We start from the raw sequence: 24,706 nt of genomic DNA, 5'->3' as shown, positions 1-24,706 counted from the left end.
CCAACTAACAAGCTTTGATTATAAATGTGGTAAATAGACGTCCTATGTTTAAATTATTTTGGCATAAATAGTACAATTAAGTATAAATTTGGACAATAAATAACACGATTGCCGATATACACATAAAAGGTGCAAAGGGTAAGAATTGGGATTTTCGTCGATAAACCAATGTAAAAACGATTCCTAATAAGCACGCTATGAGTAAAAAGTGTGGTAAATGTGACAATGGAATAAAGCTACCTATCCCTAATGACAACCACCAATCACCTTTACCAAAAACTTCCTTGCCATAATAAACTTTTGCCCCTCCATAGATAAGACCAAAAACAGAGAAAAAACCAGCTGAGCTTTGCAAGCTTTCGATTAACGATAAGGGGGAAAAATAGAAATAAGCCCCTAATACGCCTAAAGCAAATAATGCTAAGCAAAGCGTTGGAGAAATAAGTTGATAATGCCAATCAAGGTAACTCATTGTCCAAAGCATAAGAAGTACTACTCCAGCCCATAATGAGAGGGATTCATTTTTTAATATCAAATGCAAAAAGAGAAATAAAAAACCGACACTAAAAAAGTAAACTAAAATATGACCGCACTTTTTCTGTTGAATTGTCGAAGCATCAGGTTGAAAAAATGGGGCATTTTCTGGGAACAATTCAATATAAGCATCGTAAATATCTTTCTGTAAACAAGTAATAAACACTGATACATAACACCATAAAACTACGCCACTAATCCCGCCGAATAAAAATGAGGCTAAGTAAATCATTAAATCACTGCGCCCATATTAAAGATAGGTAAATACATTCCCATCATAATAATTCCAATCAGACTGCCGATGATCACCATCATTAATGGCTCTAGCATTTGTGAGAGTAAGTCAATTTGATGATTAAGTTTTTCTTGGTAATTATCCGCGATATGCTCTAGCATCAAAGCGAGTTTTCCGCTTTGCTCGCCAATTTGTAGCATTTGTTGTGCTTCCATCGGGAAAAGATCGCTACTTACACTATGAGAAAAGGCATAACCTTGAGAAACCCATTGTAAAATTGACCGCACTTCTTTATCTAATACGATGTCATTTACAAGCGTTTTCTTGGTTTGCCACGTTTGTATGCGAGGGAGAAAACTCTCTAGTGCTTGATTAAGCGGTACGCCAGCCTGCAACATAATTTGTAAACTTTGACTAAAGTTCACTAAACGTGAAAGATTTTGAATTGTGCCAAAAATAGGCGTGATAGAAATAAGTTGATTTTTCTGTTGATGAAACCAGGTCTGGCGTTTTAGATAGAAGTTATAAAATAGAAAACAACTAAAAGCGAAAAATAGCAAAATGCCAATATTTTGCTTAAGAAAATTGGATATAGAGAGCAATATTGCGGTTATTGTTGGTAACTCAGCATTATTGCCACTGTACATTTCAGCAAATTGAGGCACGATAAAAAGTAGTAATGCGAGTGTCAATAATAGAGAAATTCCCAACACCATTGATGGGTATAACATAATTTTCTGTAATTTGCGTTGTAATGCTAAAGATTGGCTACGATGCGTGGCTATTTTTTTACAAACAACGGAAAGTTTGCCCGTCATTTCTCCCACTTGAATCAGTTGAATTTCTTGTTGTGTGAGATATTTCCCTTGTTGTTCAATCGCCTGTGAGAATGCTAAACCAGATTCAATGGATTGCAGTAGTCGTTCAAGCCATTCATTGAGCATAATTTGAGTACAATTTTGTTGCAAAATTTGCAGACTGTTTTTTAACGGAATTGCGGACTGTAGCAATGTCGCTAATTGATTGAGTAATTCACTGATTTCTGAATTTTTGGGCTTTGCCCCAAATTGCCAGTTTTGTTGTAATCTGATGTGAGTAAGGCCGCGGCTTATTAATTGAAAGTGTGCTTGTTGTTTCGTATCCGCAATAATTGAGCCTTTTTGTTTCTGATTTAATGCGTTACTACCTTGATAATAAAAAAGTTTTTTAGTCATGAGTTTTTACCTAACACACGTTCAATTTCTTTCTCATCTGTTATGCCTTGGCTAACTTTTTCTAAACCACTCGTATGTAAATTTTTAAAATCCGTTTGATAGCCATTCTGCTGCCAATGTAGAAATTGATACACGCCGATTCGACCTTGATAACCTTGATGGCAATCACAAGAATTTATTAAATTTCCACCGCACTTTGGACAGATTTTTCGTACAAGACGCTGAGCAATGACGAGCAGCAAACTGTTTTCAATCTCATGTTGTTGAATACCGAGTTGTTGTAAGCGAGAAATTGCAGATATTGCATCATTGGTATGTAAAGTTGAAAGCACCAAATGCCCCGTTTGGGCGGCACGTAGTGCAATCATTGCACTTTCTTCATCGCGAATTTCACCTAGCATAATGATGTCGGGATCTTGACGTAAAAAAGCGCGTAATAGACGGCTAAAATCTAATCCAATCTGTGGATTAATTTGGCTTTGAATGATGCCATCAAGCTCAATTTCAATGGGATCCTCGGCGGTCATAATATGTTTATCAGGCGTATTTAGCCACTGAAGTGCGGTGTAAAGTGAGATACTTTTCCCACTTCCTGTTGGGCCGGTTACTAAAATTAATCCTTGTGGTTGGCTAAGTGCGCGTTGAAATGCTTGCTGTTGAGTCTCTGTCATGCCCAGTTCAGAAAAGCTGAGTTCTACTGGTTTATTTTGCTGTGCTCTCAGGACAACTTTCTCTCCCCAATGAGTTGGGAGTGTTGAAAGACGGAAATCAAGAATATCGGAAAACGTAGTTTTAAATTGAAATCGCCCATCTTGTGGAAGGCGGGTTTCACTGATATCTAATTTAGCGAGTAGTTTTAGGCGAGAAATAATTCGATTAGCCAAATTTTTACTAAGTGGAGGCTGAGCTTGTAAAACACCGTCAATTCTAAACCGAACTTGGAAATGATCCGATAAGCTCTCCAAATGAATATCTGAGGCATTGTTTTGTAAAGCGGATTCAAAAATTTGATTAAGCAAGCGAATGACAGGCTCATCATCTTGTTGTTCAAGATGGGACTGTTCTTGATGTTGGTAATATTTAACTTGCTCTTCCACTTTAGGTTGATTAGGAGCAAGTTGCTGTAATAGTTCTTTAAGTTGAGAGCTTTCTAATAAAACTGGCTCAACAAGTTTACCGGTTATAAACGCAATAGTTTCACAGGCGGAAAGATTAGAAAGAGAATCTACACCTAGCCAGAGACGATTATTTTCTTCTTTGAGTGGTAACGCAAAATAACGTAAGAGTAGCGACTGTTGTTGCTGATTACGCCCCCATAGGTCTGGCGAGATCGTAAATATCTCGCCATTTTGTGCTTTTACACGAGGTTTTGCACTAGTTAAGTCGATCATTTTGAACAGAATCCAGCAGGGAAAATATCGGCATTCGTTGTGCCACAGGTGGTTTTCCATGTAACGCCTTTTGCACTATCGCCTTCCGCTGTGAGTGTGTAACTCATTCCATCTAATGTACCATTACCCGCTACTGTTATTGCACCGTTGCTTGTTGTCACTGATTTTACATAGCCTTTTGCTGTTGTAATATCAGCTGCAATTCCATTGCTTCCTCCTGAGCAACTAGAAGGTTTGCCTGTGCTATAAACGCATAATTCCACATCTGACTTGTAAGGTGCAGAAGCTTGCAGTAATTCGGATACCGCAGCTTTTTTGGTATAATTTTGATAAGAAGGAATAGCGATAGTGGCTAAAATCGCGATGATGGCGATGACTATCATCAATTCAATTAAGGTAAACCCTTTCTTCAAGGTAGTTTGTGTAGTTAGTTTCATTTATTTTCCTTTCGTTAAGCCTTTATTGGCTGAAATATTGTGAAAAAGGAAAATTGTTTTGTAAAACAGACCGCACTTTTTCTGCGATCCTGATCGCAAAAATAGGAAAAATGTATGCGAAAAATAAAAGATATTGAGAAAGGATTTCTGACTGATTGTCGACAAATTCGATCTCCGCATTTTGATGAACGCCCAGATTTACAGGATATTTCACTTCTTGTGATCCATTACATTAGCTTACCGCCAGAACAATTTGGTGGTGGATATGTGGATGATTTTTTTCAAGGGAAATTAGATCCTAAGATTCATCCTTATTTTGAAGAAATTCATCAAATGCGTGTTTCTGCCCATTGTTTGATTGAACGAGATGGGCGAATCACGCAATATGTTAATTTCAAGCATAGGGCTTGGCATGCTGGATTATCTAGCTTTCAAGGAAGAGAAAAATGTAATGATTTTGCCATTGGAATTGAGTTAGAAGGTAGTAATGAGCAGCCTTTTACTAATGAGCAGTATTTGGCATTGCAAGAGCTTACTAACTTAATCATGAAAAATTACCCTAAAATTACGAAAGAACGAATTGTTGGGCATTGTGATATTTCGCCAGGACGTAAGATCGATCCTGGTCAATATTTCGATTGGGAACGTTATTTTGCCAGCCTAAAATAATTTGTTTAAAAATTAAACACTAAAATTTAGAGACTTCTGTGTATTACAAATATTGTTATGATTTATTTTTAAGTGATTGAATTAAAATGGAAAAAATTTCTCTTGGAATTGTCTTAGAAAGGTTTTTTTGAGTTATACAACATTATAGATTTTCTCAATCACAATTTTATCCACAGAAATATTGAATAACTCAAAGAGATTGTTAAAAGATCTTTGGTGAATGGCGTCCCTTTAAAAATTGTATTTTTTTACCGCACTTTCTTCTATTTTTGTATGTAAAAAGTGTGGTTTATTTTTTCTTTAGATTTTTAGATTGAAAATAACTCAATTTATTTTTAAGTTCGATGTGATAAGGATCCTTTCCTGTTTTTACTCAATCAATTCACAATCAGAAATCCGTTATTCACAATGTTATCCACAATCTGTGTATTTTATTGTGTAACCAGCCCTTTGGTTGATAAAAACACTGATTTATGAAACAATCTGCAGACTATTTTTGTATGAAAAATTTAAGGTAAAACGATAGTGATCGATTTTGATGGCTACCGTCCAAATGTGGGTATTGTGATTTGTAATCGCAACGGGCAAGTGCTTTGGGCGAAGCGCTGTGGGCAAAATTCGTGGCAGTTTCCGCAAGGTGGCATTAATGATAATGAAAGTGCCGAGCAAGCGATGTATCGTGAACTGTACGAAGAAGTTGGTCTACAGCCTAAAGATGTTCGCATTTTATATGTATCTAAGCATTGGTTGCGTTATAAATTACCAAAACGTTTGTTGCGTTATGACAGCAAACCAATGTGTATAGGGCAAAAACAACGCTGGTTTTTGTTGCAGCTTGTTGGCGATGAAAAAAATATCAATATGCAAACGACTAAATCGCCAGAATTTGATGGATGGCGTTGGGTGAGTTTTTGGTATCCTGTTCGTCAGGTCGTATCTTTCAAAAAAGAAGTGTATCGCAAAGCGATGAAAGAGTTTTCGGGTGTATTGTTCTCAGAAAATCCTCCTGTGTATCAACCTGCACGAGAATTGGAGCAAAAATCTTATACTCATCCTAAAAAATATAATGGTTCAAAATTTCCAAAACGTTCTTTCAATAAAACAAGGAATTCATAATGCTTAGCTTTATTTTACTTTGTTTGCTTGTGGGGGCGGTTGCTGGCTTTTTTGCGGGGCTTTTTGGTATTGGTGGCGGATTGCTGATTGTTCCTGTATTGGTGTACTTATTGCCAATGGTGGGCGTGCCAGAACCTTTATTAATGTCTACCGCACTTGGAACCTCTTTCGCAACGATTGTGATTACTGGCTTTTCTTCGGCTCAGCGACATCATAAGTTAGGTAATGTTGTGTGGAGTGCTGTGAAGATCCTTGCTCCGAGCATCATGGTTAGCGTGTTTATTTGCGGTTTTTTTATCGGAAAACTTGATCGCGATATTTCTAGTAAATTATTTGCCTGTTTAGTTGTTTATCTCGCAGTTAAAATGGTCTTATCTATTAAACCTAAGACAAATAAAACAGTTAAGCCTTTAACGACTCAATCGTCTATTATCGGTGGTATTTTAATTGGCATGGCATCTAGTGCTGCAGGTATCGGTGGTGGCGGATTTATTGTGCCGTTTTTAAATTCTCGCGGTATCGATATGAAAAAGGCTATTGGTTCCTCGGCTTTCTGTGGCATGTTACTCGGAACTTCTGGAATGTTCAGTTTCATGTTAAGTGGCTTGGGGAATGCGGCAATGCCGGAATATTCTTTAGGTTACATTTATTTCCCTGCAGTGTTATGTATTACTGCCACATCGTTTTTCACATCAAAACTTGGTGCGACAGCCACCTCAAAACTACCGGTGCCAACTTTAAAGAAAGGATTTGCACTTTTATTAATTACTATTGCTGTTGATATGTTTATTAGATAGAGAAAATTATGAATTCAAATTACTTGCTTCTGCCTCATTTTGATCCAACCATTTTTACTCTTGGTGATAGCAATATCGGCTTACGTTGGTATGGTTTGATGTACCTTTTAGGTTTTATTTTTGCACGCTGGCTTGCGGTTCGCCGTGCTAATCGCCCAAATAGCGGTTGGACCGTGGATCAGGTTGATACCTTACTTTTCAACGGTTTTATGGGCGTATTTATTGGCGGACGTGTTGGCGATGTATTTTTTTATAATTTGGATCGTTTCTTACAAGAGCCACTTTATTTATTCCGTGTTTGGGAAGGTGGAATGTCTTTCCATGGCGGTTTAATAGGCGTCATTGTTGCCATGATTTGGACGTCTTATTCACAAAAACGTAATTTTTGGCAAACAGCTGATTTTGTTGCACCTTTGATTCCGTTTGGTTTAGGTTTAGGTAGAATTGGTAATTTCATTAATCTTGAGCTATGGGGACGCGAAACGGATGCGCCTTGGGCAATGATTTTCCCGAATGATCCGCTATTACTTCCTCGTCATCCATCCCAACTTTATGAAGCCTTTTTAGAAGGCGTAGTGTTGTTTACGATTCTGAATATTTTTATTAAAAAGCCACGTCCAATGGGCTCTGTTGCAGGCTTATTCTTAATTGGTTATGGCATCTTCCGTTTTATTGTGGAATATGTGCGTGAACCTGAAGTTGAAAATTTCTTTGGGGTCATTACAAGAGGACAAGCACTTTGTTTACCGATGATTATTGGTGGTGCCTTAATTATGGCTTGGGCTTATTCACGCAAAAGTGCGGTAATAAAATAGGAGATTTTTATGAAGCAATATCTTGATCTGTGTCGTCGTATTGTTAATGAAGGTGAATGGGTTGCCAATGAGCGTACAGGTAAGCGCTGTCTCACTGTTATTAATGCAGATTTAGAATATGATGTGGCGAATAATCAATTTCCGTTGATTACTACGCGTAAAAGTTATTGGAAAGCTGCAATTGCCGAATTTTTAGGTTACATTCGTGGATATGACAATGCTGCTGATTTCCGAGCACTTGGTACTAAAACTTGGGATGCCAATGCGAATGAAAATGCCGCATGGCTCGAGAATCCACACCGTAGAGGCGTTGATGATATGGGGCGCGTATATGGTGTGCAAGGTAGGGCATGGCGTAAGCCTAATGGTGAAACCATCGATCAGCTACGCAAAATTGTTAATAATTTGACAAAGGGCATTGATGATAGAGGGGAAATTTTAACCTTCTTTAACCCTGGTGAGTTTGAGCTTGGTTGTCTTCGTCCTTGTATGCATACGCATACTTTTTCTCTTGTGGGCGATACTTTACATCTTACTAGTTATCAACGTTCTTGTGATGTTCCGCTTGGATTGAATTTCAATCAAATTCAGGTGTTTACTTTCTTAGCGCTTATGGCTCAGATCACGGGCAAAAAAGCAGGCAAGGCATATCATAAAATTGTGAATGCGCATATTTATGAAGATCAGCTTGAGTTAATGCGTGATGTACAACTTAAACGCGAGCCTTTCCCATTGCCAAAATTAGAAATTAATCCAGATATAAAAACGCTTGAAGATTTGGAAACTTGGGTCACGATGGATGATTTCAAAGTTGTTGGCTATCAATCTCATGATCCGATTAAATATCCTTTTTCCGTCTAATGGATGTAGCAAAAGTGCGGTCAGAATTTGACGAGAAAATGATGCGCTATGCCCTTAATCTTGCGGATAAAGCGGAAGCATTAGGTGAGATTCCTGTGGGAGCGGTTTTGGTAGATGATGCTGGAAATATTATTGGAGATGGTTGGAATCTTTCCATTGTTCAAAGCGATCCTACCGCACATGCTGAAATCATCGCTTTGCGTAATGGCGCGAAAAATATTCAAAATTATCGTTTACTGAATACTACGCTTTATGTGACATTAGAGCCTTGCACAATGTGCGCTGGGGCAATTTTGCATAGCAGAATTAAACGCCTTGTGTTCGGCGCTTCTGATTATAAAACTGGGGCTGTTGGATCACGTTTCCATTTTTTTGATGATTATAAGATGAATCATACTCTGGAGATTACATCTGGTGTATTAGCAGAAGAGTGTAGTCATAAATTAAGCGCATTTTTTCAGAAACGCCGTGAACAGAAAAAAGCAGAAAAACAAAAACAACAATTGCATGTAGCATCTTATGAAGAAAGATAATTATTTTTCGCTACGAACAAGAATCAAAAATCGACAATCATACTCATTATCTTCGTCAGCCTGACGATATTCTTCAAATTTAACGATCCATTCGTTCCAATCAAGTGTAGGAAAAAATGTATCTCCTTCAATTTCAGATTGAATTTGTGTAAGATAAAGTTTATCCGCTTTTGGTAAATATTGTTTAAATAATTCACCACCACCGATTAGCATAATTTCATCGCAATCATTCACAAAATTAACCGCACTTTCAAAACTATTTTTCCAAATCACCCCTTCATGTTCAAACGGTTGACGAGAAAGTACGATATTAATTCGTTTTGGCAGGGGCCTACCAATACTTTCAAAGGTTTTTCTCCCCATTATTACGGGCTTACCTGTTGTATTACGGCGAAACCATGCCAAATCTGCAGGTAAATGCCAAGGCATCTGATTATCTTTACCAATCACATTATTCAAGGTTGTCGCTACAATTAAACTCAATGTCATAAATTTCCCCTAAAATTTACTTTACTATACCTGATATTAAGTGATTTTTCATTGATTTAGTGATAACGTAAAAATATAAATAAAAAACTTGGAAAAACTTATGACTAAAAAAACAATAGTTGTAAAATTTGGAACAAGTACACTAACACAAGGTACTCCAAAATTAAATTCACCGCATATGATGGAAATTGTTCGTCAAATTGCGCAATTACACCATGATGGATTTCGAATCGTTATCGTTACTTCGGGCGCAATTGCGGCTGGCAGACACTATTTAAATCATCCAAGCTTACCCCCAACAATCGCATCAAAACAATTACTTGCTGCAGTAGGTCAAAGCCAATTAATTCAGGCTTGGGAAAGATTATTTGCTATTTATGATATTCATATTGGACAAATCTTATTAACCCGTGCGGATATTGAAGATCGTGAACGTTTTCTCAATGCTCGCGATACATTACATGCCCTGTTAGATAATCAAATTATTCCTGTGATAAATGAAAATGATGCTGTTGCAACAGCGGAAATTAAGGTCGGTGACAACGATAATTTATCTGCATTAGTGGCTATTCTTGTTCAAGCTGAACAACTTTATCTACTCACAGACCAGCAAGGATTATTTGATAGTGATCCGCGTAAAAACCCAGATGCAAAATTAATTCCAATCGTAGAACAAATCACCGATCATATTCGTGCCATTGCAGGAGGTTCAGGGACAAATCTTGGTACAGGTGGAATGATGACAAAAATTATCGCTGCTGATGTTGCAACGCGTTCAGGTATTGAAACAATTATTGCGCCAGGCAATCAGCCAAATGTAATTGCTGATTTAGCTTATGACCATAATATTGGTACAAAATTTATTGCTCATCAATCTAATCGTTTAGAAAGTCGGAAACAATGGCTTTTTGCAGCCCCTTCCGCTGGCATTATTACAATTGACGATGGTGCAGAACATGCAATGTTAATACAAAACAAATCGCTTCTCCCTGCTGGTATTATTGCAATTGAAGGATGTTTTTCTCGTGGTGAGGTTGTAAAGATTCGTACACAGTCCGGTAAAGATATTGCGCTTGGTATGCCTCGTTATAATAGTGATGCATTACAACTGATTAAAGGTAAAAACTCGACAGAGATTGAATGTATTCTTGGTTATGAATATGGCTCTGTCGCGATGCACCGTGATGATTTGATTATTTTATAAAATGTTTTAACTAAAAAAACCGCACTTTGCTCATTGACCAAAGTGCGGTTTTTTTTACATAATTTTTATGTGTATCAATTTGTTAAATCTTCTTTAAATTCTGGTAATGGCTTATGTTCTGTTGCAATGTAGCTATAAACTACTGGTAAGACAAATAAAGTGAAAATTGTCCCAATAGATAATCCTGCTACGATAACAATCCCCATGCTAAAACGAGATACAGCCCCAGCGCCCGTAGCATAAAGTAATGGAATTAATCCAGCTACCATTGCTGCAGTAGTCATAAGGATCGGACGCAAACGTACTTTCGCAGCTGATGTAATTGCTTCAATACGCGTTTTACCATGATTCAACTGCTCTTCTTTTGCCACTTCACACATTAAAATACCATGTTTGGTAATTAAACCGACTAATGTAATTAATCCAACTTGCGAATAGATATTTAATGTCGTTCCGTCAATTTGGAAAAAAGACAATAAGTTTAATGTGAGTAATGCTCCACTTACTGCTAAAGGCACCGAAATCATAATAACCATTGGATCTCGTATTGATTCAAATTGAATCGCAAGAACCAGGAAAATAATGATAACGGCTAAAATAAATGTCACCGCAAGTGCATTCCCCTCTTGAATAAGCTGGCGAGCCTCTGATTTAAAATCATAAGTATATCCTTGCGGTAAGTTATTTTTGAAATAATCCTGCAACCACGCTATCGCATCACCTGTAGATGAACCTGGCATCGCAACTGCACCAATTTCAGCAGAGTTTAATTGACTAAAACGAGCTAATGACATTGGCTGCGTTTCTAGTTTCATACTAACTAAACTACTTAATGGTACAGATTGTCCATTTGATGCTGTTAAATAATAGTTTTTGAAGCTTTCTGGAAATAAACGATCATCTCGTTTTACTTGCGAAATCACTTTATAAGCACGCCCATCGACATCCACTCGAGTAATCGTTGCACCTGATAAGAAACTCCCCAACGTGTTACTTATTTGTTGCATCGTAATACCATAAGTTCCAGCTTTCTCCTTATCTACAGATATCGTCATTTGGGCCGTATCATAGGCCAAATTTAAATTAGTATAAATAAATTTACCTGATGCTTTCATAGCTTTTTCCAAGCTTTCAGCTGTATTTGCTAACGCTTTGTAATCCTGTGCTGTTTTTAACACAATGGCAATTGGAGGGCCTTGCTCGCCTGTATCTATTTCAGGGAAATTAAACGCAGATACCGATACTTCAGGAATTGATTTTGCTTTCGTATTCAGCTCATTCATTACTGCTGCTTGTTTACGATCTCTTTCTTTCCAATCTTTTAAGGTAATAATATTAAGTGAGCCATTAGAACTTGGCGCCCCCGCAATGCTCATACCAAATGAAACTTCAGGTGTATCCATCACATTCTTCATATATGGTTTCATTGCATTTTGAATATAGTCAACATTAACACTAGATGGGGCATTACCAATTGCCAGAAATGCGCCTTTATCTTCTTTTGGTGTCAATTCACTGGACAGTGAATTAAACAAGAAAGGTAGTGTTGCAAAAATTACCACAGCAAATGTAAGCATACATTTACGATTTTGCATGACAATATCAAGCATATAATCGTAAATTTTATTTACTTTACTTAGTGTATGTTCTACGCGTTGTTCCAGTTTCGTTGGCTTGACATTAGCTTTAAGTAACTTACTACTCATCATTGGTGAAAGTGTCAATGCTACAATACCGGATATAAACACAGCTCCAGCAAGCGTTAATGCAAACTCTTTAAACAGCGTTCCTGTAATTCCTCCCATAAGCGCCATCGGAGAATAAACTGCAATTAGCGCAATCGTCATTGAAATAACAGGCACAGCAATCTCACGTGTTCCTATAATTGCCGCTCGAAATGGTGTTTCACCTTCTTTAATATGACGATCCACATTTTCAAGTACAACGATCGCATCATCTACGACTAAACCAATTGCTAGAATAAGGGCTAATAATGTCATTAAGTTAATAGAAAAATTCAAACTTTGTAACATCATTAGCACGCCAATTAATGAAATTGGAATGGTTAAAACTGGGATTAAAATCGCACGAAGTGAACCCATAAACATCAAAATGACGACTAATACAATAACTGTCGCTTCGATAATCGTTTTAATCACTTCATGTATGGAACTATTAATCGCAATCGTACGATCATAGAGAATATCGGCTTCCATGCTATCAGGGAGTTGCTGCTTAATCGTTTCAAAGAGCGGTCGAATTTTTTCAGCAACAGTTAATGGATTCGCTGTTGAAGTAGGGTTGATCCCTAACACCACAGAATCAGAACCATTCGCTGTTGCGCGTGAGTTATCATTTTCTTTATTCAATTCTATCGTGGCGATATCTCGTAACCGAACAAGCTCATTACCCTTAGTACTAACAATTAAATTGCCTAAATCCTCAACTGATTTTGTTGTGGTTTCAACTTTATTACGATAAGTAACAAAATAGCCATTATCATTACCCGCAGCAGTTTGTACATTGTTTGCAGATAGCGCCGACATCACCGTAGGCGCAGAAAGATTTTGCGCAGCCATTTTTTCAGGATCAAGCCAGATACGTAACGAATACTCTGCCGCACCAAATACTTGTACCTCGGCAACACCTTCTATTGTAAAGAACTGAGGTTTCACCACACGATTAATATAATCGGTAACTTGGCTAGAATCTAATTTTTTTGAACGGAAACTAATATACATAATCCCCGTACCACCTGAAGAGGAAGCCACTGTTGGATCCTCAATACCCTGTGGCAATTCAGAACGTACCGCATTTACCTTAGCAAGCACATCAGCTAATGCTCCTGCAGGATCGGTATTTAATTTCATTTTCACTGTAATGACAGATGCACTAGGTGAACTTGATGATGACATATAATCAATATTGTCCGCCTGAGCAATAGACTCTTCAAGTTTAGATGTCACAAAAGCTTGAATTAAGTTTGCATCTGCACCTGGATAAGCTGTCGTTACCGTAATTACGGTAGTTGTCATTTTAGGATATTCACGCACGGCCAGTTTTGAAATCGCTTGTAATCCTAAAATAATAATAAGCAAGCTAATTGAAATCGCTAAAACAGGGCGACGAATAAAGATATCAGTAAATTTCATTCGTATTTCCTAAGTTGAATTAAAGATTAGTCTTTTTAGCGGGCTCAGAGCCACCAACAATGTCTTTTTCAATCCATTCTACAAGGCTACCATTGCTAATATTTTGCTGCCCCCCTGTAATAATTTTATCACCTGGTTTTATCTCATTACCTTGTAACTGAGAATAAATACCTTGACGATCTTTCGTAAATACAGTGATTTGTTTAGCTCGATACAAACGATCGAATTTATCATTACCTGATAATTTTTCTTTATCTTTGTCTGATAATGGCACCAATAAATAGGCAATTTCACCATACATATTGTAACTAATTGCGACTTGGGGAACGACAACTTGATTTTTCTCTGTAGGTAAGGCTATGCGTAATCGAGAAAACATACCAGAAAGTAATTGGCGACCATCTTCGGGTTCAAAAGTAGCTTGTACATCAACCAAACCCGTTGATGAATTAATTGCAGGTTCAATCGCCGTGATATGAGCTGAAAATGTTTCGCCTTTACGCGCATCCGTCGTTGCTGTAACACGTTGACCAATATGTAATTTATCTAATTCATTTTGAGAAATAGCAAAATCAACCTTCATTGAACTCGTATCTTCTACACGAACAATTTCTGTACCAATATTGACATATTGCCCTACATTAACTTTAACAATACCCGTTTTTCCATCAAATGGCGCAACAATACTACGGCGCTCAATGGTTGCTTTTAGAGATTCAATATTGGCTAGTTGAGCATCATATGCTGATTTTGCATTATCAACATCTTGACGAGATGCCGCATTACTTTTTAAAAGATTTGCATAACGTTGATAAGTCTGACGAAGTGCTGGAAGTTGAGCTTCTGCAGCTTGTAAACTTGCACGTTCAACAGAACTATCTAGCTCCACTAAGCGATCACCTTTTTTCACTGATTGTCCATTTTGAACAAATACATGTGAAACGCTCCCCGCATTTTGTGCACTTAACATTGCCCCTTGATTTGGACGAACAAGACCTGTTGTATTAATTACAGGTGTCCATTCGCTAGGCTTAACCTCTAAGGCAGTTACTGGATTCGTTGACTCAGGCATATTGGCTAGAAATTTTCCAATCATCATGTTGCGAATAAAACTAAAAGCAATAACGCCCGCAAAAATTAAGACAAAAACAGCCAAAATCACTTTCATAAAGAAAGCATGTGAACGTTTTGGTCTCTGAGATTGAGTTTGACTCATTTTTAAAGCTCCGTAATAAAAGATAACGACTATTTCTGAATTGCTCGCCAAGAGCGTTCAATGATAGATTCTAAAATGTCCTCAGTAAGTACTACATCAAAAAACTTAAGCTCAGATGCAATAATCACCGCTCTTTTTAAACTTAATAAAAAAAGTAAATGATTTGGCAAAATAGCAAGTATGCCAGCCTGCTGAGCTTTTTTACAAAAAAGCTCCCAGCGGCTATTAATTGTCATTTTCTTACAAACTTCAATAAAGTTTGGTAAAGATTGGTATTGATTCAGATTTGATAAAATTGTTGGATGTTCTTTCAGGAAATACCAGATATTCCACCACATCCGTCGGTATTGCTCGAAAAAAGACATTGTTTCATCGTAATCCTTTTCAAGCGTCGCCATAAACATCGCAAACACACGATGAGCAAATTGTTCAAGCAATTCATCTTTATTTTTAAAATAAAGGTAAATGGTGCCAGCTGCTATATTCGCTTCTTTTGCAAGCTTATGCATAGAAAGTTGATTTAAACCTTCTTTTGCCATCAAGCGATCCATAGCTAGAAAAATTTGCTCAGTTAAATCAGACTTTGCTTGTCGCATAAAATCCTTAGATAAAATATATTGATACACCAAATGAATGAACGTTCATTTTATTGTTTTTTTGTTTTTTAGCAAGTCAAAGAACAAAAAAAGTGCGGTGAAAAATCACCGCACTTAACCTGTAAAATTAACTGATTGATTACATACCAATCACCACGCAATCTGCGACACCCTTTGCTTTACTCTGAGCTTGCATTGCTGCATCTCGATTGGCGAAATTTCCAATTCGTACTCTATTCCATTCACCATTTACTTGTACTTGTGCATTCAAACCTGTCATTGCCAATCTTCCCTGTAAACTTTCAGCCTGGGCTCGGTTCTTAAAAGCACCACACTGTAAACCAAACTTCTTATTGCTATTTTCATTCTCTGTAGTTTTAACTGGCTCAACAGTTTTAATAGATTCCACTTTCTTCGTTGTATCTAATTTAGCTTGTTTAGCTTTTTTTTCGGCTTCAGTGCTAAGAGTGTCAATTTTTACGGTTTCCACTTTTTTGACTTGCTCTGTTTTAGCCGGTGATGATTGCTGAACCACCGTACTTTTTGATAAATTATCAACCTTAGTAGATTCTTGAGCTGCTTGTTGTTCAGCTAATTTACGAGCTTCCTCTGCTGCTTTTTGATCTTTCTCCATTTGGATTAAGACTTGACGTTGTTCTTCTGTTAAACGCATATTTTTTTCTACACTTGATGGCTTATCATCAACAGGCACTGTACGCGTTTCTAATGCTTTAATATAACTCCAAACTTCTTCAGGACGATTAGGTAAAATACTTTTAGGCTGCGTTTTTTCTGTTTGAGGAATAATTTCTTTCACTGCTTTTTCCTCTGTTTTATTTTTCAGGAAATAAAGCCCAATACCAAATACAAAGACAACTGCAATCATCATCCCAATTAAAATATTCTTATTTTTTCCTTTTTTCTTATTTACGCCACGACGCGCAACAAAATCTCGATGAGCCACGATAAATCCCTAAACTTTGAGTAATTTTTTTTAATCATTTTATGAAACTCGACGATTTTACTGAAAAATTCACTTTTTTTCTAGGATAAAAATCAGATAAAAAAATACCGCACTTTTAAAGAGTGCGGTATTTTTCCTATACATTGCTGAAAGAATTATTTCTCTTCTTTCTTAAATCCTGATTCGACATCTTTCATATCGGGTAACTTATGTGCAATACCTTTATGACAATCGATACAAGTTTTACCATTTTCTTCAGCGAACTTATGCATCTTCGCCGCTACTCCTTTTTGTTGAGAACGATCCATACGATCCATTTTATGGCAGTTACGACATTCTTGAGAATCATTCGCCTTCATACGTGCCCACTCATTTTCAGCCATATGTAAACGACGTTCATTGAATTTCTCAATAGTATCCACTTTACCAGTATAAAATGCATAAACTTCTTTTGCTGCAACAATTTTACGCAATATTTTTGGACCAAACTCATGTGGAACATGACAATCTGGACAGCTCGCGCCTACACCTGTACGTGTTTGAAAATGGGTACTATGCAAATATTCAGGATAAACATCATTTGTATGACAGCTTGAACAGAATTTTTCTGTATTGGTTTCAGCTAGACCATAATTAAAGCCTACCCAAGCCAAAATTCCTGCAATAAATGCAAGTGAAATGATTGTTCCCACTGCAATTCGGCTTGGTGTTCTGAACCAATGCCAAAAAGATTTAATTAAATTTGTTAATTTTTTCATTTTTGCTCACCTTAATGATGTTGGTTCAAATATTTATCTGAAGAATGACCAAATTCTTTGAGCGTTTCCTCAAATTTTTCTTTATATTCAGGCGTTTTAGTCACTTGTGGTAACGGTTGATCTGCTTTTCTATCATAACCTGGCGTAGAGCGATATGTTTGTTCAACAATCGGTTTTGCATCAGTTTGTGGAACATGACATTGTAAACAGAAATAACGACGTGCAGAGACTGTATCGCCTAAATGCCCTTCACGATCATAAAAGTGAGTTTTACTTGGTACAGTAGCGCCAACAAGTTGAGCTACATCAGCATTATGGCATTCTAAACAACGGTTTGTGTTTTTACTCACTTGCATCCCTTTAATACTGTGTGGTACTACAGGAGGTGCAAAAAGCATATCACGAGGTTGGATACCTGTATCTTTTAGGTTATTTTTAAACTCAGGTTGAATCGCTTCATGTGCATTTTCAACACCTGATTTCACCACTTCTACATTAGTATTCGGATAAACTTCAGCATGAAGCATGGCTGAACATCCCAATAATGCCATAATCATGGCCATCATCTTTTTCATTTTTCACTCCATTTGTGAATTTATTTTCACAAAATTGGCATAAGCCGTTAAAAAATACGATAAAGTGCGGCCATATTTCTATTATTTTACTATGACCGCATACGTTTTACGCTTTTACTACTTTAACTGCACATTTTTTATAGTCAGTTTCTTTTGAAATTGGGTCTGCCGCATCTAAGGTTAAGCGGTTAACTTGCTGACCCGCATCAAAGAACATAGTGAAAACTAAACCGCGAGGTGGCTTATTACGTCCACGTGTATCCAAATAAGATACCATCTCACCACGACGAGTAATCAATTTAATTTTATCGCCATGACGCATTCCACGTGCCTCAGCATCTAGCGGATGCATATATACAACATTGTTTGGGAATGAACGGTGAATTTCTGGTACACGACGTGTCATAGTACCTGTATGCCAATGTTCTAAAACACGGCCAGTACATAACCACATATCGTATTCTTCATCTGGTGATTCTGCAGGTGCCTCATAAGGTGCGGCAAAAATAACCGCTCTTTTATCTTTTTGACCATAGAAATCTACTTCACGGTCTTTAGAAGCAAAGAAGTCATAGCCCTTACGATAACGCCAACGTGTTTCAACACCATTTACGACAGGCCAACGTAATCCACGAACTTCTTCACTTTGATACATATCATATGGTGCTAAATCGTGTCCGTGACCGCGCCCAAACTCAGCATATTCTTCAAATAAACCTTTTTGTAAATAGAAGCCAAAATGCTCAGCATCATCATTTAAATGATCTGTTGGTTTTTCAAATTTATTCACGTTGCCATTTAAATAAAGCACTTCATATAACGTTTTACCTTTAAATTGCGGATTAGCGTCAAGCAATTCTTTTGGCCAGACTTCATCAGTTTTAAAATATTTAGAAAACTCAAGAACTTGCCATAAATCAGATTTTGCCTCACCAGGTGCTTTTACCTGCTGTTTCCATGCTTGGGTACGACGCTCAGCGTTACCAAAAGCCCCTTCTTTTTCCACCCACATTGCAGTTGGTAAAATTAAGTCAGCCGCTACTGCACTTGCTGTTGGATAAGGATCCGATACAACAATAAAGTTTTGTGGATCTCGCCAAGCTGGCATACGTTCCTGATTACTATTTGGGCCAGACTGCATATGGTTATTACACATTTGCCAGTAAACATTGATTTTGCCATCTTTCATTGCACGGTCAATTTCATTAATTGACAAGCCAACTTGCGTTTGCACCGCACCAGCTGGCAACTTCCAAATACTTTCTGCTTTTGCCACATGTTGTGGGTTTGTAACAAGCATATCCGCAGGTAAACGGTGTGGGAATGTTCCAACTTCACGAGCAGTACCACAAGCAGATGGTTGACCCGTCAAAGAGAATGGGTGGTTACCTGGTTTAGAAATCTTGCCTGTTAATAAATGTAAACTATGTAACATTTGGTTTAACCACACACCACGAGTATGCTGGTTAACACCCATTGTCCAGAATGAAGTAACATTTGTTTTTGGATCAGCATATGCTTGCGCAAGTGCTTCTAATTGATTTTTAGGAACTCCTGTTAGTTTATGGGTATACTCAAGATCATACTCTGATACAAATTTCTTATATTCATCAAAGGTAAAATCAAGCATTTTACCTGCACCTTTCCCCGCATTTTTCGCAGCTTTTTCTAAAGCATGATCAGGTCTAAGTGCATAACCAATATCTGTTGTAGCCTTTTTAAATTTAGTATTTTCTGCAACAAATTTCTCATCTACACCACCATTTTGGATGATATAGTTTGAAATATAGTTAGCAATAGCTAGGTCTGTTTGAGGAATGAATACAATGCCATAATCTGCTAATTCAAATGAACGATGTTCAAACGTTGAAAGAACAAAAATTTTCAGATCTGGGTGGTTTAATTTGCGATCGGCAATACGTGACCATAAAATTGGGTGCATTTCAGCCATATTAGAGCCCCAAAGCACCATAACATCCGCATTCTCGATGTCATCATAACATCCCATCGGTTCATCAACACCAAAGGTACGAATAAAGCCAGTTGCGGCAGATGCCATACATTGACGCGCATTTGGATCAATATTGTTTGAACGTAAACCAGCTTTATAGAATTTAGATTTTGCGTAGCCTTCAATAACTGTAGTTTGACCAGAGCAGTAATGTGCAACAGAACTTGGACCTTTCTTACGAATTGCTTCTTTCGTTTTATCCGCAAATACAGTAAATGCAGTTTCCCAACTTACTGGCGTAAACTCACCATTTTTATCATATTTACCATCTTTCATTCGAAGCAATGGCTGGGTTAAACGATCCTTACCATACATAATTTTAGATAAGAACAACCCTTTAATACAATTCAATCCACGGTTTACTTCAGCATCTGGATCGGCATAAGTAGCAACAACACGGCCATCTTGTGTACCAACCATTACACTACAACCTGTACCACAGAAACGGCAAGGTGCTTTTTCCCAATGAATATCTTTATTGATATTTTCTTCCGCTGCAACATTTTTGATTGGAATACTAATACCAGCAGCAACTGCTGCCGCTGCAGCAGCATTTGCCTTCATAAAGTCACGACGACTTATGCTCATAGTGTTTCCCCCACTATTATTAACACTAAAAAATAAAAAACTAATTATCTTCTACTTGATGATAAACTAACGAAACCGTAATAACACCATCAATATCTCTAGCCAATTCCATACGATTAGCTAATTCTTTCTGACTATTTGCTTGCATTACTGCAACAATTTTACCATTTTCCTCATTGACTGCATGAATTTCAGTATCAGGTAATTTGGAAAGCTCACTTTGAATTATACCAAGTTTTGACACCATACATTGCACAACAATGCCACAAACCTGCCATTTCTCAACTGTATCTGTTTTTATTAAATCGTTAATTTTCATTTTCATTATTGTGAGATGGATAAAACAAAGTTATTGCATCGACAGGACAACGTTGAATGCAAGCGCCACAACCATTACAAGCATCCACATCTAATACAGGCTTGGCTATTCCACCTGCTTGCCAACGAAATTTAATTGCGTTCTTTGGGCAATTATCTTGACAACTACGACAAGCTATATTTTTTTCCGTTAAACAATCTTTACCAATCTCAATTTTATGGTTCCAAGGTTGCTCAGAACAAGAACGGAAAATTGGTTGTTTACATATATCTACACATTTTCCACAAAAAGTACATTCCCCCTTATCGAAACACACTTCAGGGAATCCACCATCGCCTTTTACCAAAATATTGGTTTCACAGACAGAAAGACAATCGCCACAGCGCGTACATTGCTCTACAAAAATAGAATTTTCAACGGTCCAAGGAGGGCGAACCCCATCAAAGCCTTGTTTTTGCTCGGTTTTCGTATGCAAAGACGTTAAAAATTTACCTCGTAAAAATTGTCTGCGGGGTAAGTTTTCAACAGTCATCCAGGTGCCTTCTATAAATCCGTCAGTACTTTTGGGTTGGTGATTATGAAGTTCCTAACCAGGAATAGGAACCACCCAAAATAGGTAGTTATTTACTTTTTTTGAACTTTCTTTGTGATAGATCAAATTTAAATCGTAATAAAAAATAACTCGACATAGTTGTTTTTTACCGCGATATTTTAACAAAACTACTCTGCTTTTGCTGGATATTCCCACCAAATATCAAATAATTCGCTTACTTCAATTTGTTGCAAACCATTTGTTTCTAACCATTTTTTCACAGTTTCACGGTGGCTTTCATCACATTTACCAATTTTTTCTAGGCAAACTAAACCTTCCCAATGTAAATACCCGCTACCTTCATAAGCTAGACCATTTGGTTGAATCACTTCGTTAATAAAACGATCAACGATTTCATCTACAGTTTCAATCGCAGTACCTTCTGCAAATTGGAAATTTACAAGAAAACCAAGTTCTTGGAATTCAGCGAGGTGAAGTTTTTTGCGTTGACGTTGATTGTAAGATTTAGACATGGTATTTCTCCTATTAAGGTCGTATTCAAATCAGTATTCTATATTAAATTCGTGAATTTGGCATCGGATTTCCCCAACTTCAATCTTCACCCAAAAGTTAACTTGCTCAAAATAGGCTTATTTCTTCACAAAGTATAAATCCCAAACACCATGACCAAGTCTGTGGCCTCTGGCTTCAAATTTAGTTAAAGGTCTAAAATCTGGTCTTGGAATATAATCGCCATTTTTCGAGATGTTCACTAAATCAGTGTTTGCGCTTAATACTTCTAGCATTTGCTCTGCATAATTTTCCCAGTCTGTCGCCATATGGATAAAACCATTTTCACCTAATTTTTGTACCACTTGTGCCACAAAGTGCGGTTGAACAATACGACGTTTATGATGTTTTGCTTTATGCCAAGGATCGGGGAAAAATAACTGTAAACCGCCAAGCGCACCATCTGCAATACTGTCTCGTAAAATTTCCGTTGCATCATGACAAATCACACGTAAATTCGTTACGCCTTTTTCCACAGCATAAGCAATACAAGCACCAACGCCAGGAGTATGAACTTCAATACCAAGGTAATTTTTGTCAGGATTAGCAAAAGCCATATCCACGAGCGATTTTCCCATTCCAAAGCCAATTTCTAATACAACTGGATTATCATTGCCATAAATCTTCACAAAATCAAAAGGTTCCGTTTGATAATCTAAACCAAGTGTTCCCCAGTTATCATTCATCATATTTCTTTGAAATTCGCTCAAACGACCAGTGCGGAGCACAAAACTACGGACTTTTCGTTTATAACGGCCATCTTCGGTAAATTCTGCGGTTTCAACGGTTTTACGTTTTTGATCAGCAAAAGTTTGTGTCATAAAAATCTTGTTCGTGAAAAAATTGGCGGCGATTATACACGTTTTTCTCGTATAATAGGGCAAATTTTTTCCCAAGGTTGATTATGAAAATTGTCCGAGTGGCACTGGCTGTGCCGCTTCCTCGTTTATTTGATTATCTCGTCCCCGATGATGTTTCATTACAAATCGGTATGCGTGTTCTTGTGCCTTTTGGTACGCAAAAACGCGTAGCGATTGTGGCTAATTTCCCAACAAAATCAGACGTTCCAGAGGATAAACTTAAAGCCATTCTTCAACCATTGGATTTAGCACCGCTCTTTACCCCAATTTATTGGGATTGGCTTCATTGGGCAGCAAATTATTATCAAGCGGGATTAGGCGATGTGTTATTTCAAGCCTTGCCTGTGAAATTGCGTAACGGCGAAAGTGCGGTGAAAAATGACCGCACTTTTTGGCGAATTACAGATGCGGGGAAAAATGCCCTTGAACAAGGCCTGTTAAAACGCTCGAAAAAGCAAGTTGAAGCCCTACAATGCTTATCTGAAATAGATCTTGAAAAAGGCAATAATGAGTTTTCCTCTGCGATTTGGTCAACCTTAAAAGCCAAAGGGTTTATTGAGGAAATTACTATCCAAACAACGCCCCTAAGCTGGCAACAAAGCTTAGGCAATAACCCAATTGTCAATGCTGAAAATCGTTTAACCTTAAATAAGCAGCAATCCTTAGCGTTTAGCCAATTGCTCTTTCATTCTGGCTTCAATGTATGGCTGCTCGATGGGGTGACTGGTTCAGGTAAAACAGAAATTTATCTGCAATATATTGAAGAAATTTTAAAATCGGGTAAGCAAGTATTAGTACTTGTACCCGAAATCGGGCTAACACCACAAACAGTGCACCGTTTCAAAGCGCGTTTCAACGTAGAAATTGATGTGCTGCATTCTAATTTAACCGATACGCAACGGCTTTATGTATGGGATCGTGCTCGTTCAGGACAAAGTGCCATTGTGATTGGCACGAGATCGGCATTGTTCACGCAATTTTCTAATCTTGGTGCAATTATTTTGGATGAAGAACACGATGCGTCTTACAAACAGCAAGACAGCTGGCGTTATCACGCGCGAGACTTGGCGATTGTGCTAGCTCAAAAACTGAATATTGCCGTATTAATGGGTTCCGCCACGCCAAGTTTAGAAAGTATTAATAATGTACAAAACGGCAAATACCAACATTTAGTTTTGTCAAAAAGAGCGGGGAGTTCCACCGCACTTCGCCATTTTGTTATTGATTTGAAAAATCAATACATACAAAACGGGCTTTCAAAACCTTTATTGGAACGAATGAAAGCTCATCTAGAGAAAGGCAATCAAGTGTTACTTTTCTTGAATCGTCGTGGCTTTGCGCCCGTATTGCTTTGCCACGAATGTGGTTGGATCGCACAATGCCCTCATTGTGAAAAACCTTATACCTATCATCAGCATCAAAATGTATTGCGTTGTCATCATTGTGGCGCTCAGAAAACTATTCCTCGACAATGTGGTGATTGTGGCTCGACTCATTTAGTCACTACAGGTCTCGGCACGGAACAATTAGAAGAAACCTTGAAAATGCTATTTCCTCATTATTCTGTAGCGCGAATCGACCGCGATAGCACTGCGCGTAAAGGAAAATTGGAAGGTTATTTAGAAGATATTCAACAAGGCAAAAGTCAAATTTTGATTGGCACACAAATGCTTGCGAAAGGACATCATTTTCCGAATGTTACTCTCGTTGCCTTAGTGAATGTAGATAGTGCATTATTTTCACTGGATTTTCGTGCAGAAGAACGTTTAGCTCAACTTTATATTCAAGTTGCTGGACGTGCAGGGCGTGCCGATAAACAAGGCGAAGTCGTGCTACAAACACATTATCCTGATCATCCTTTGCTCACTACGTTATTAGCGAATGGCTATCAAGCTTTTGCAAAAGAAACCTTACAATTACGCCATTCAATGGGATTGCCGCCTTTCACTTTCCAGGCGTTATTCAAAGCACAGGCTAGACATTCTGAGCTTGCAGAAAATTGCTTAAGCCAGATTGTAGATTTTTTTCAATCAAAGCAAATCACGGGATTGCAAATGCTTGGTCCAATGCCTGCACCGTTCAGCAAAAAAGCAGGGCAATATCGCTGGCAGTTATTATTGCAACATCCGTCAAGAATGACGTTGCAAAAAGCATTGAGAGAATATCAACAAGCCGAACTTGAAAAAAACAGCCAAGTGCGGTTAATTTTGGACATCGATCCGCAAGACTTATCATAAAAATGCGGTGAAAATTCACCGCACTTTCTCTAT

The 24,706-nt window shown here is 37.7% G+C and carries 24 protein-coding genes; 8 read left to right on the top strand and 16 right to left on the bottom strand.

Translation table 11 applies throughout. The features are described 5' to 3' along the window. Positions 1-76: 76 nt before the first annotated feature. The 4 genes from C3V42_RS05965 to ppdD are packed head-to-tail and all read right to left on the bottom strand — an operon-like array spanning position 77 to position 3,811. The gene (locus C3V42_RS05965; protein WP_048952810.1) at positions 77-766 is read right to left on the bottom strand and encodes an A24 family peptidase; all 690 of its coding nucleotides are present in this window, start codon (positions 764-766) and stop codon (positions 77-79) included. Next, positions 766-1,983: a type II secretion system F family protein gene (locus C3V42_RS05960; protein WP_106013963.1), complete on the bottom strand. Its 1,218-nt coding sequence runs from the start codon at positions 1,981-1,983 to the stop codon at positions 766-768. Before C3V42_RS05960 ends, C3V42_RS05965 begins: the two co-directional genes overlap by 1 nt. Beyond that, positions 1,980-3,374 (bottom strand): GspE/PulE family protein, encoded by a 1,395-nt coding sequence (locus C3V42_RS05955; RefSeq protein WP_106013962.1) that lies wholly within the window; start codon positions 3,372-3,374, stop codon positions 1,980-1,982. The genes C3V42_RS05960 and C3V42_RS05955 overlap by 4 nt, the downstream gene beginning before the upstream one ends. Beyond that, on the bottom strand, positions 3,371-3,811 hold the full coding sequence (ppdD, locus tag C3V42_RS05950; protein ID WP_106013961.1) for a prepilin peptidase-dependent pilin: 441 nt from the start codon (positions 3,809-3,811) through the stop codon (positions 3,371-3,373). The genes C3V42_RS05955 and ppdD overlap by 4 nt, the downstream gene beginning before the upstream one ends. Before the next feature lie 114 nt (positions 3,812-3,925). On the opposite strand from ppdD, the gene ampD reads away from it, so the two are divergent. From ampD to tadA, 6 genes are all read left to right on the top strand, one after another. Beyond that, positions 3,926-4,480 carry a 1,6-anhydro-N-acetylmuramyl-L-alanine amidase AmpD gene (gene ampD / locus C3V42_RS05945; RefSeq protein WP_106013960.1) on the top strand — a complete coding sequence of 185 codons (555 nt, stop codon included), beginning with the start codon at positions 3,926-3,928 and terminating at the stop codon, positions 4,478-4,480. Positions 4,481-5,005: 525 nt separating this feature from the next. Next, positions 5,006-5,596 carry an RNA pyrophosphohydrolase gene (gene rppH, locus C3V42_RS05940; RefSeq protein WP_005631202.1) on the top strand — a complete coding sequence of 197 codons (591 nt, stop codon included), beginning with the start codon at positions 5,006-5,008 and terminating at the stop codon, positions 5,594-5,596. After that, complete coding sequence (locus C3V42_RS05935) at positions 5,596-6,393, top strand: sulfite exporter TauE/SafE family protein (protein ID WP_106013959.1); 798 nt, start codon at positions 5,596-5,598, stop codon at positions 6,391-6,393. The genes rppH and C3V42_RS05935 overlap by 1 nt, the downstream gene beginning before the upstream one ends. Before the next feature lie 8 nt (positions 6,394-6,401). Next, a complete protein-coding gene (lgt, locus tag C3V42_RS05930; protein ID WP_106013958.1) occupies positions 6,402-7,208 on the top strand; it encodes a prolipoprotein diacylglyceryl transferase in 807 nt (268 codons plus the stop codon). 9 nt (positions 7,209-7,217) lie between these two features. Further along, a complete protein-coding gene (locus tag C3V42_RS05925) occupies positions 7,218-8,069 on the top strand; it encodes a thymidylate synthase (RefSeq protein ID WP_106013957.1) in 852 nt (283 codons plus the stop codon). Continuing rightward, positions 8,069-8,602 carry a tRNA adenosine(34) deaminase TadA gene (gene tadA / locus C3V42_RS05920; RefSeq protein ID WP_048952801.1) on the top strand — a complete coding sequence of 178 codons (534 nt, stop codon included), beginning with the start codon at positions 8,069-8,071 and terminating at the stop codon, positions 8,600-8,602. Before C3V42_RS05925 ends, tadA begins: the two co-directional genes overlap by 1 nt. Here the strand turns inward: tadA and folA are convergent, their stop codons facing one another. After that, a complete protein-coding gene (folA, locus tag C3V42_RS05915; protein ID WP_048952800.1) occupies positions 8,603-9,091 on the bottom strand; it encodes a type 3 dihydrofolate reductase in 489 nt (162 codons plus the stop codon). Between the two features lie 100 nt (positions 9,092-9,191). On the opposite strand from folA, the gene proB reads away from it, so the two are divergent. After that, on the top strand, positions 9,192-10,295 hold the full coding sequence (gene proB / locus C3V42_RS05910) for a glutamate 5-kinase (protein WP_048952799.1): 1,104 nt from the start codon (positions 9,192-9,194) through the stop codon (positions 10,293-10,295). Positions 10,296-10,369: 74 nt separating this feature from the next. Here the strand turns inward: proB and C3V42_RS05905 are convergent, their stop codons facing one another. From C3V42_RS05905 to trmB, 11 genes are all read right to left on the bottom strand, one after another. After that, positions 10,370-13,447 carry an efflux RND transporter permease subunit gene (locus C3V42_RS05905; protein ID WP_048952798.1) on the bottom strand — a complete coding sequence of 1,026 codons (3,078 nt, stop codon included), beginning with the start codon at positions 13,445-13,447 and terminating at the stop codon, positions 10,370-10,372. A gap of 19 nt (positions 13,448-13,466) precedes the next feature. Further along, on the bottom strand, positions 13,467-14,663 hold the full coding sequence (locus tag C3V42_RS05900; protein WP_048952797.1) for an efflux RND transporter periplasmic adaptor subunit: 1,197 nt from the start codon (positions 14,661-14,663) through the stop codon (positions 13,467-13,469). Between the two features lie 29 nt (positions 14,664-14,692). Further along, the gene (locus C3V42_RS05895) at positions 14,693-15,259 is read right to left on the bottom strand and encodes a TetR/AcrR family transcriptional regulator (protein ID WP_106013956.1); all 567 of its coding nucleotides are present in this window, start codon (positions 15,257-15,259) and stop codon (positions 14,693-14,695) included. Positions 15,260-15,398: 139 nt separating this feature from the next. Further along, positions 15,399-16,223: a cell division protein FtsN gene (ftsN, locus tag C3V42_RS05890; RefSeq protein WP_048952795.1), complete on the bottom strand. Its 825-nt coding sequence runs from the start codon at positions 16,221-16,223 to the stop codon at positions 15,399-15,401. Positions 16,224-16,378: 155 nt separating this feature from the next. Continuing rightward, positions 16,379-16,981 (bottom strand): NapC/NirT family cytochrome c, encoded by a 603-nt coding sequence (locus tag C3V42_RS05885; RefSeq protein ID WP_048952794.1) that lies wholly within the window; start codon positions 16,979-16,981, stop codon positions 16,379-16,381. Positions 16,982-16,992: 11 nt separating this feature from the next. Further along, complete coding sequence (locus C3V42_RS05880) at positions 16,993-17,556, bottom strand: nitrate reductase cytochrome c-type subunit (protein WP_048952793.1); 564 nt, start codon at positions 17,554-17,556, stop codon at positions 16,993-16,995. 106 nt (positions 17,557-17,662) lie between these two features. Next, complete coding sequence (gene napA, locus C3V42_RS05875; protein WP_048952792.1) at positions 17,663-20,155, bottom strand: nitrate reductase catalytic subunit NapA; 2,493 nt, start codon at positions 20,153-20,155, stop codon at positions 17,663-17,665. Between the two features lie 40 nt (positions 20,156-20,195). Further along, a complete protein-coding gene (locus C3V42_RS05870; protein WP_048952871.1) occupies positions 20,196-20,474 on the bottom strand; it encodes a chaperone NapD in 279 nt (92 codons plus the stop codon). Beyond that, positions 20,464-21,006 (bottom strand): ferredoxin-type protein NapF, encoded by a 543-nt coding sequence (napF, locus tag C3V42_RS05865; RefSeq protein WP_048952791.1) that lies wholly within the window; start codon positions 21,004-21,006, stop codon positions 20,464-20,466. The genes C3V42_RS05870 and napF overlap by 11 nt, the downstream gene beginning before the upstream one ends. A gap of 188 nt (positions 21,007-21,194) precedes the next feature. Continuing rightward, on the bottom strand, positions 21,195-21,539 hold the full coding sequence (locus C3V42_RS05860; RefSeq protein WP_005632159.1) for a YggL family protein: 345 nt from the start codon (positions 21,537-21,539) through the stop codon (positions 21,195-21,197). Between the two features lie 117 nt (positions 21,540-21,656). Next, positions 21,657-22,397, bottom strand: coding sequence for a tRNA (guanosine(46)-N7)-methyltransferase TrmB (trmB, locus tag C3V42_RS05855; RefSeq protein WP_048952790.1), 741 nt, complete (start codon positions 22,395-22,397; stop codon positions 21,657-21,659). 83 nt (positions 22,398-22,480) lie between these two features. Between trmB and priA the strand changes: the two genes are divergently transcribed. Beyond that, positions 22,481-24,673, top strand: a complete 2,193-nt coding sequence (gene priA, locus C3V42_RS05850; protein WP_048952789.1) for a primosomal protein N' — start codon at positions 22,481-22,483, stop codon at positions 24,671-24,673. Positions 24,674-24,706 lie beyond the last annotated feature (33 nt).

The organism is Haemophilus sp. oral taxon 036 (assembly GCF_002998595.1).
GTDB classification, from domain to species: domain Bacteria; phylum Pseudomonadota; class Gammaproteobacteria; order Enterobacterales; family Pasteurellaceae; genus Haemophilus; species Haemophilus haemolyticus_K.
The sequence above is the reverse complement of the archived record's forward strand: the minus strand, read 5'-3'. Positions and strand labels throughout refer to the sequence as shown.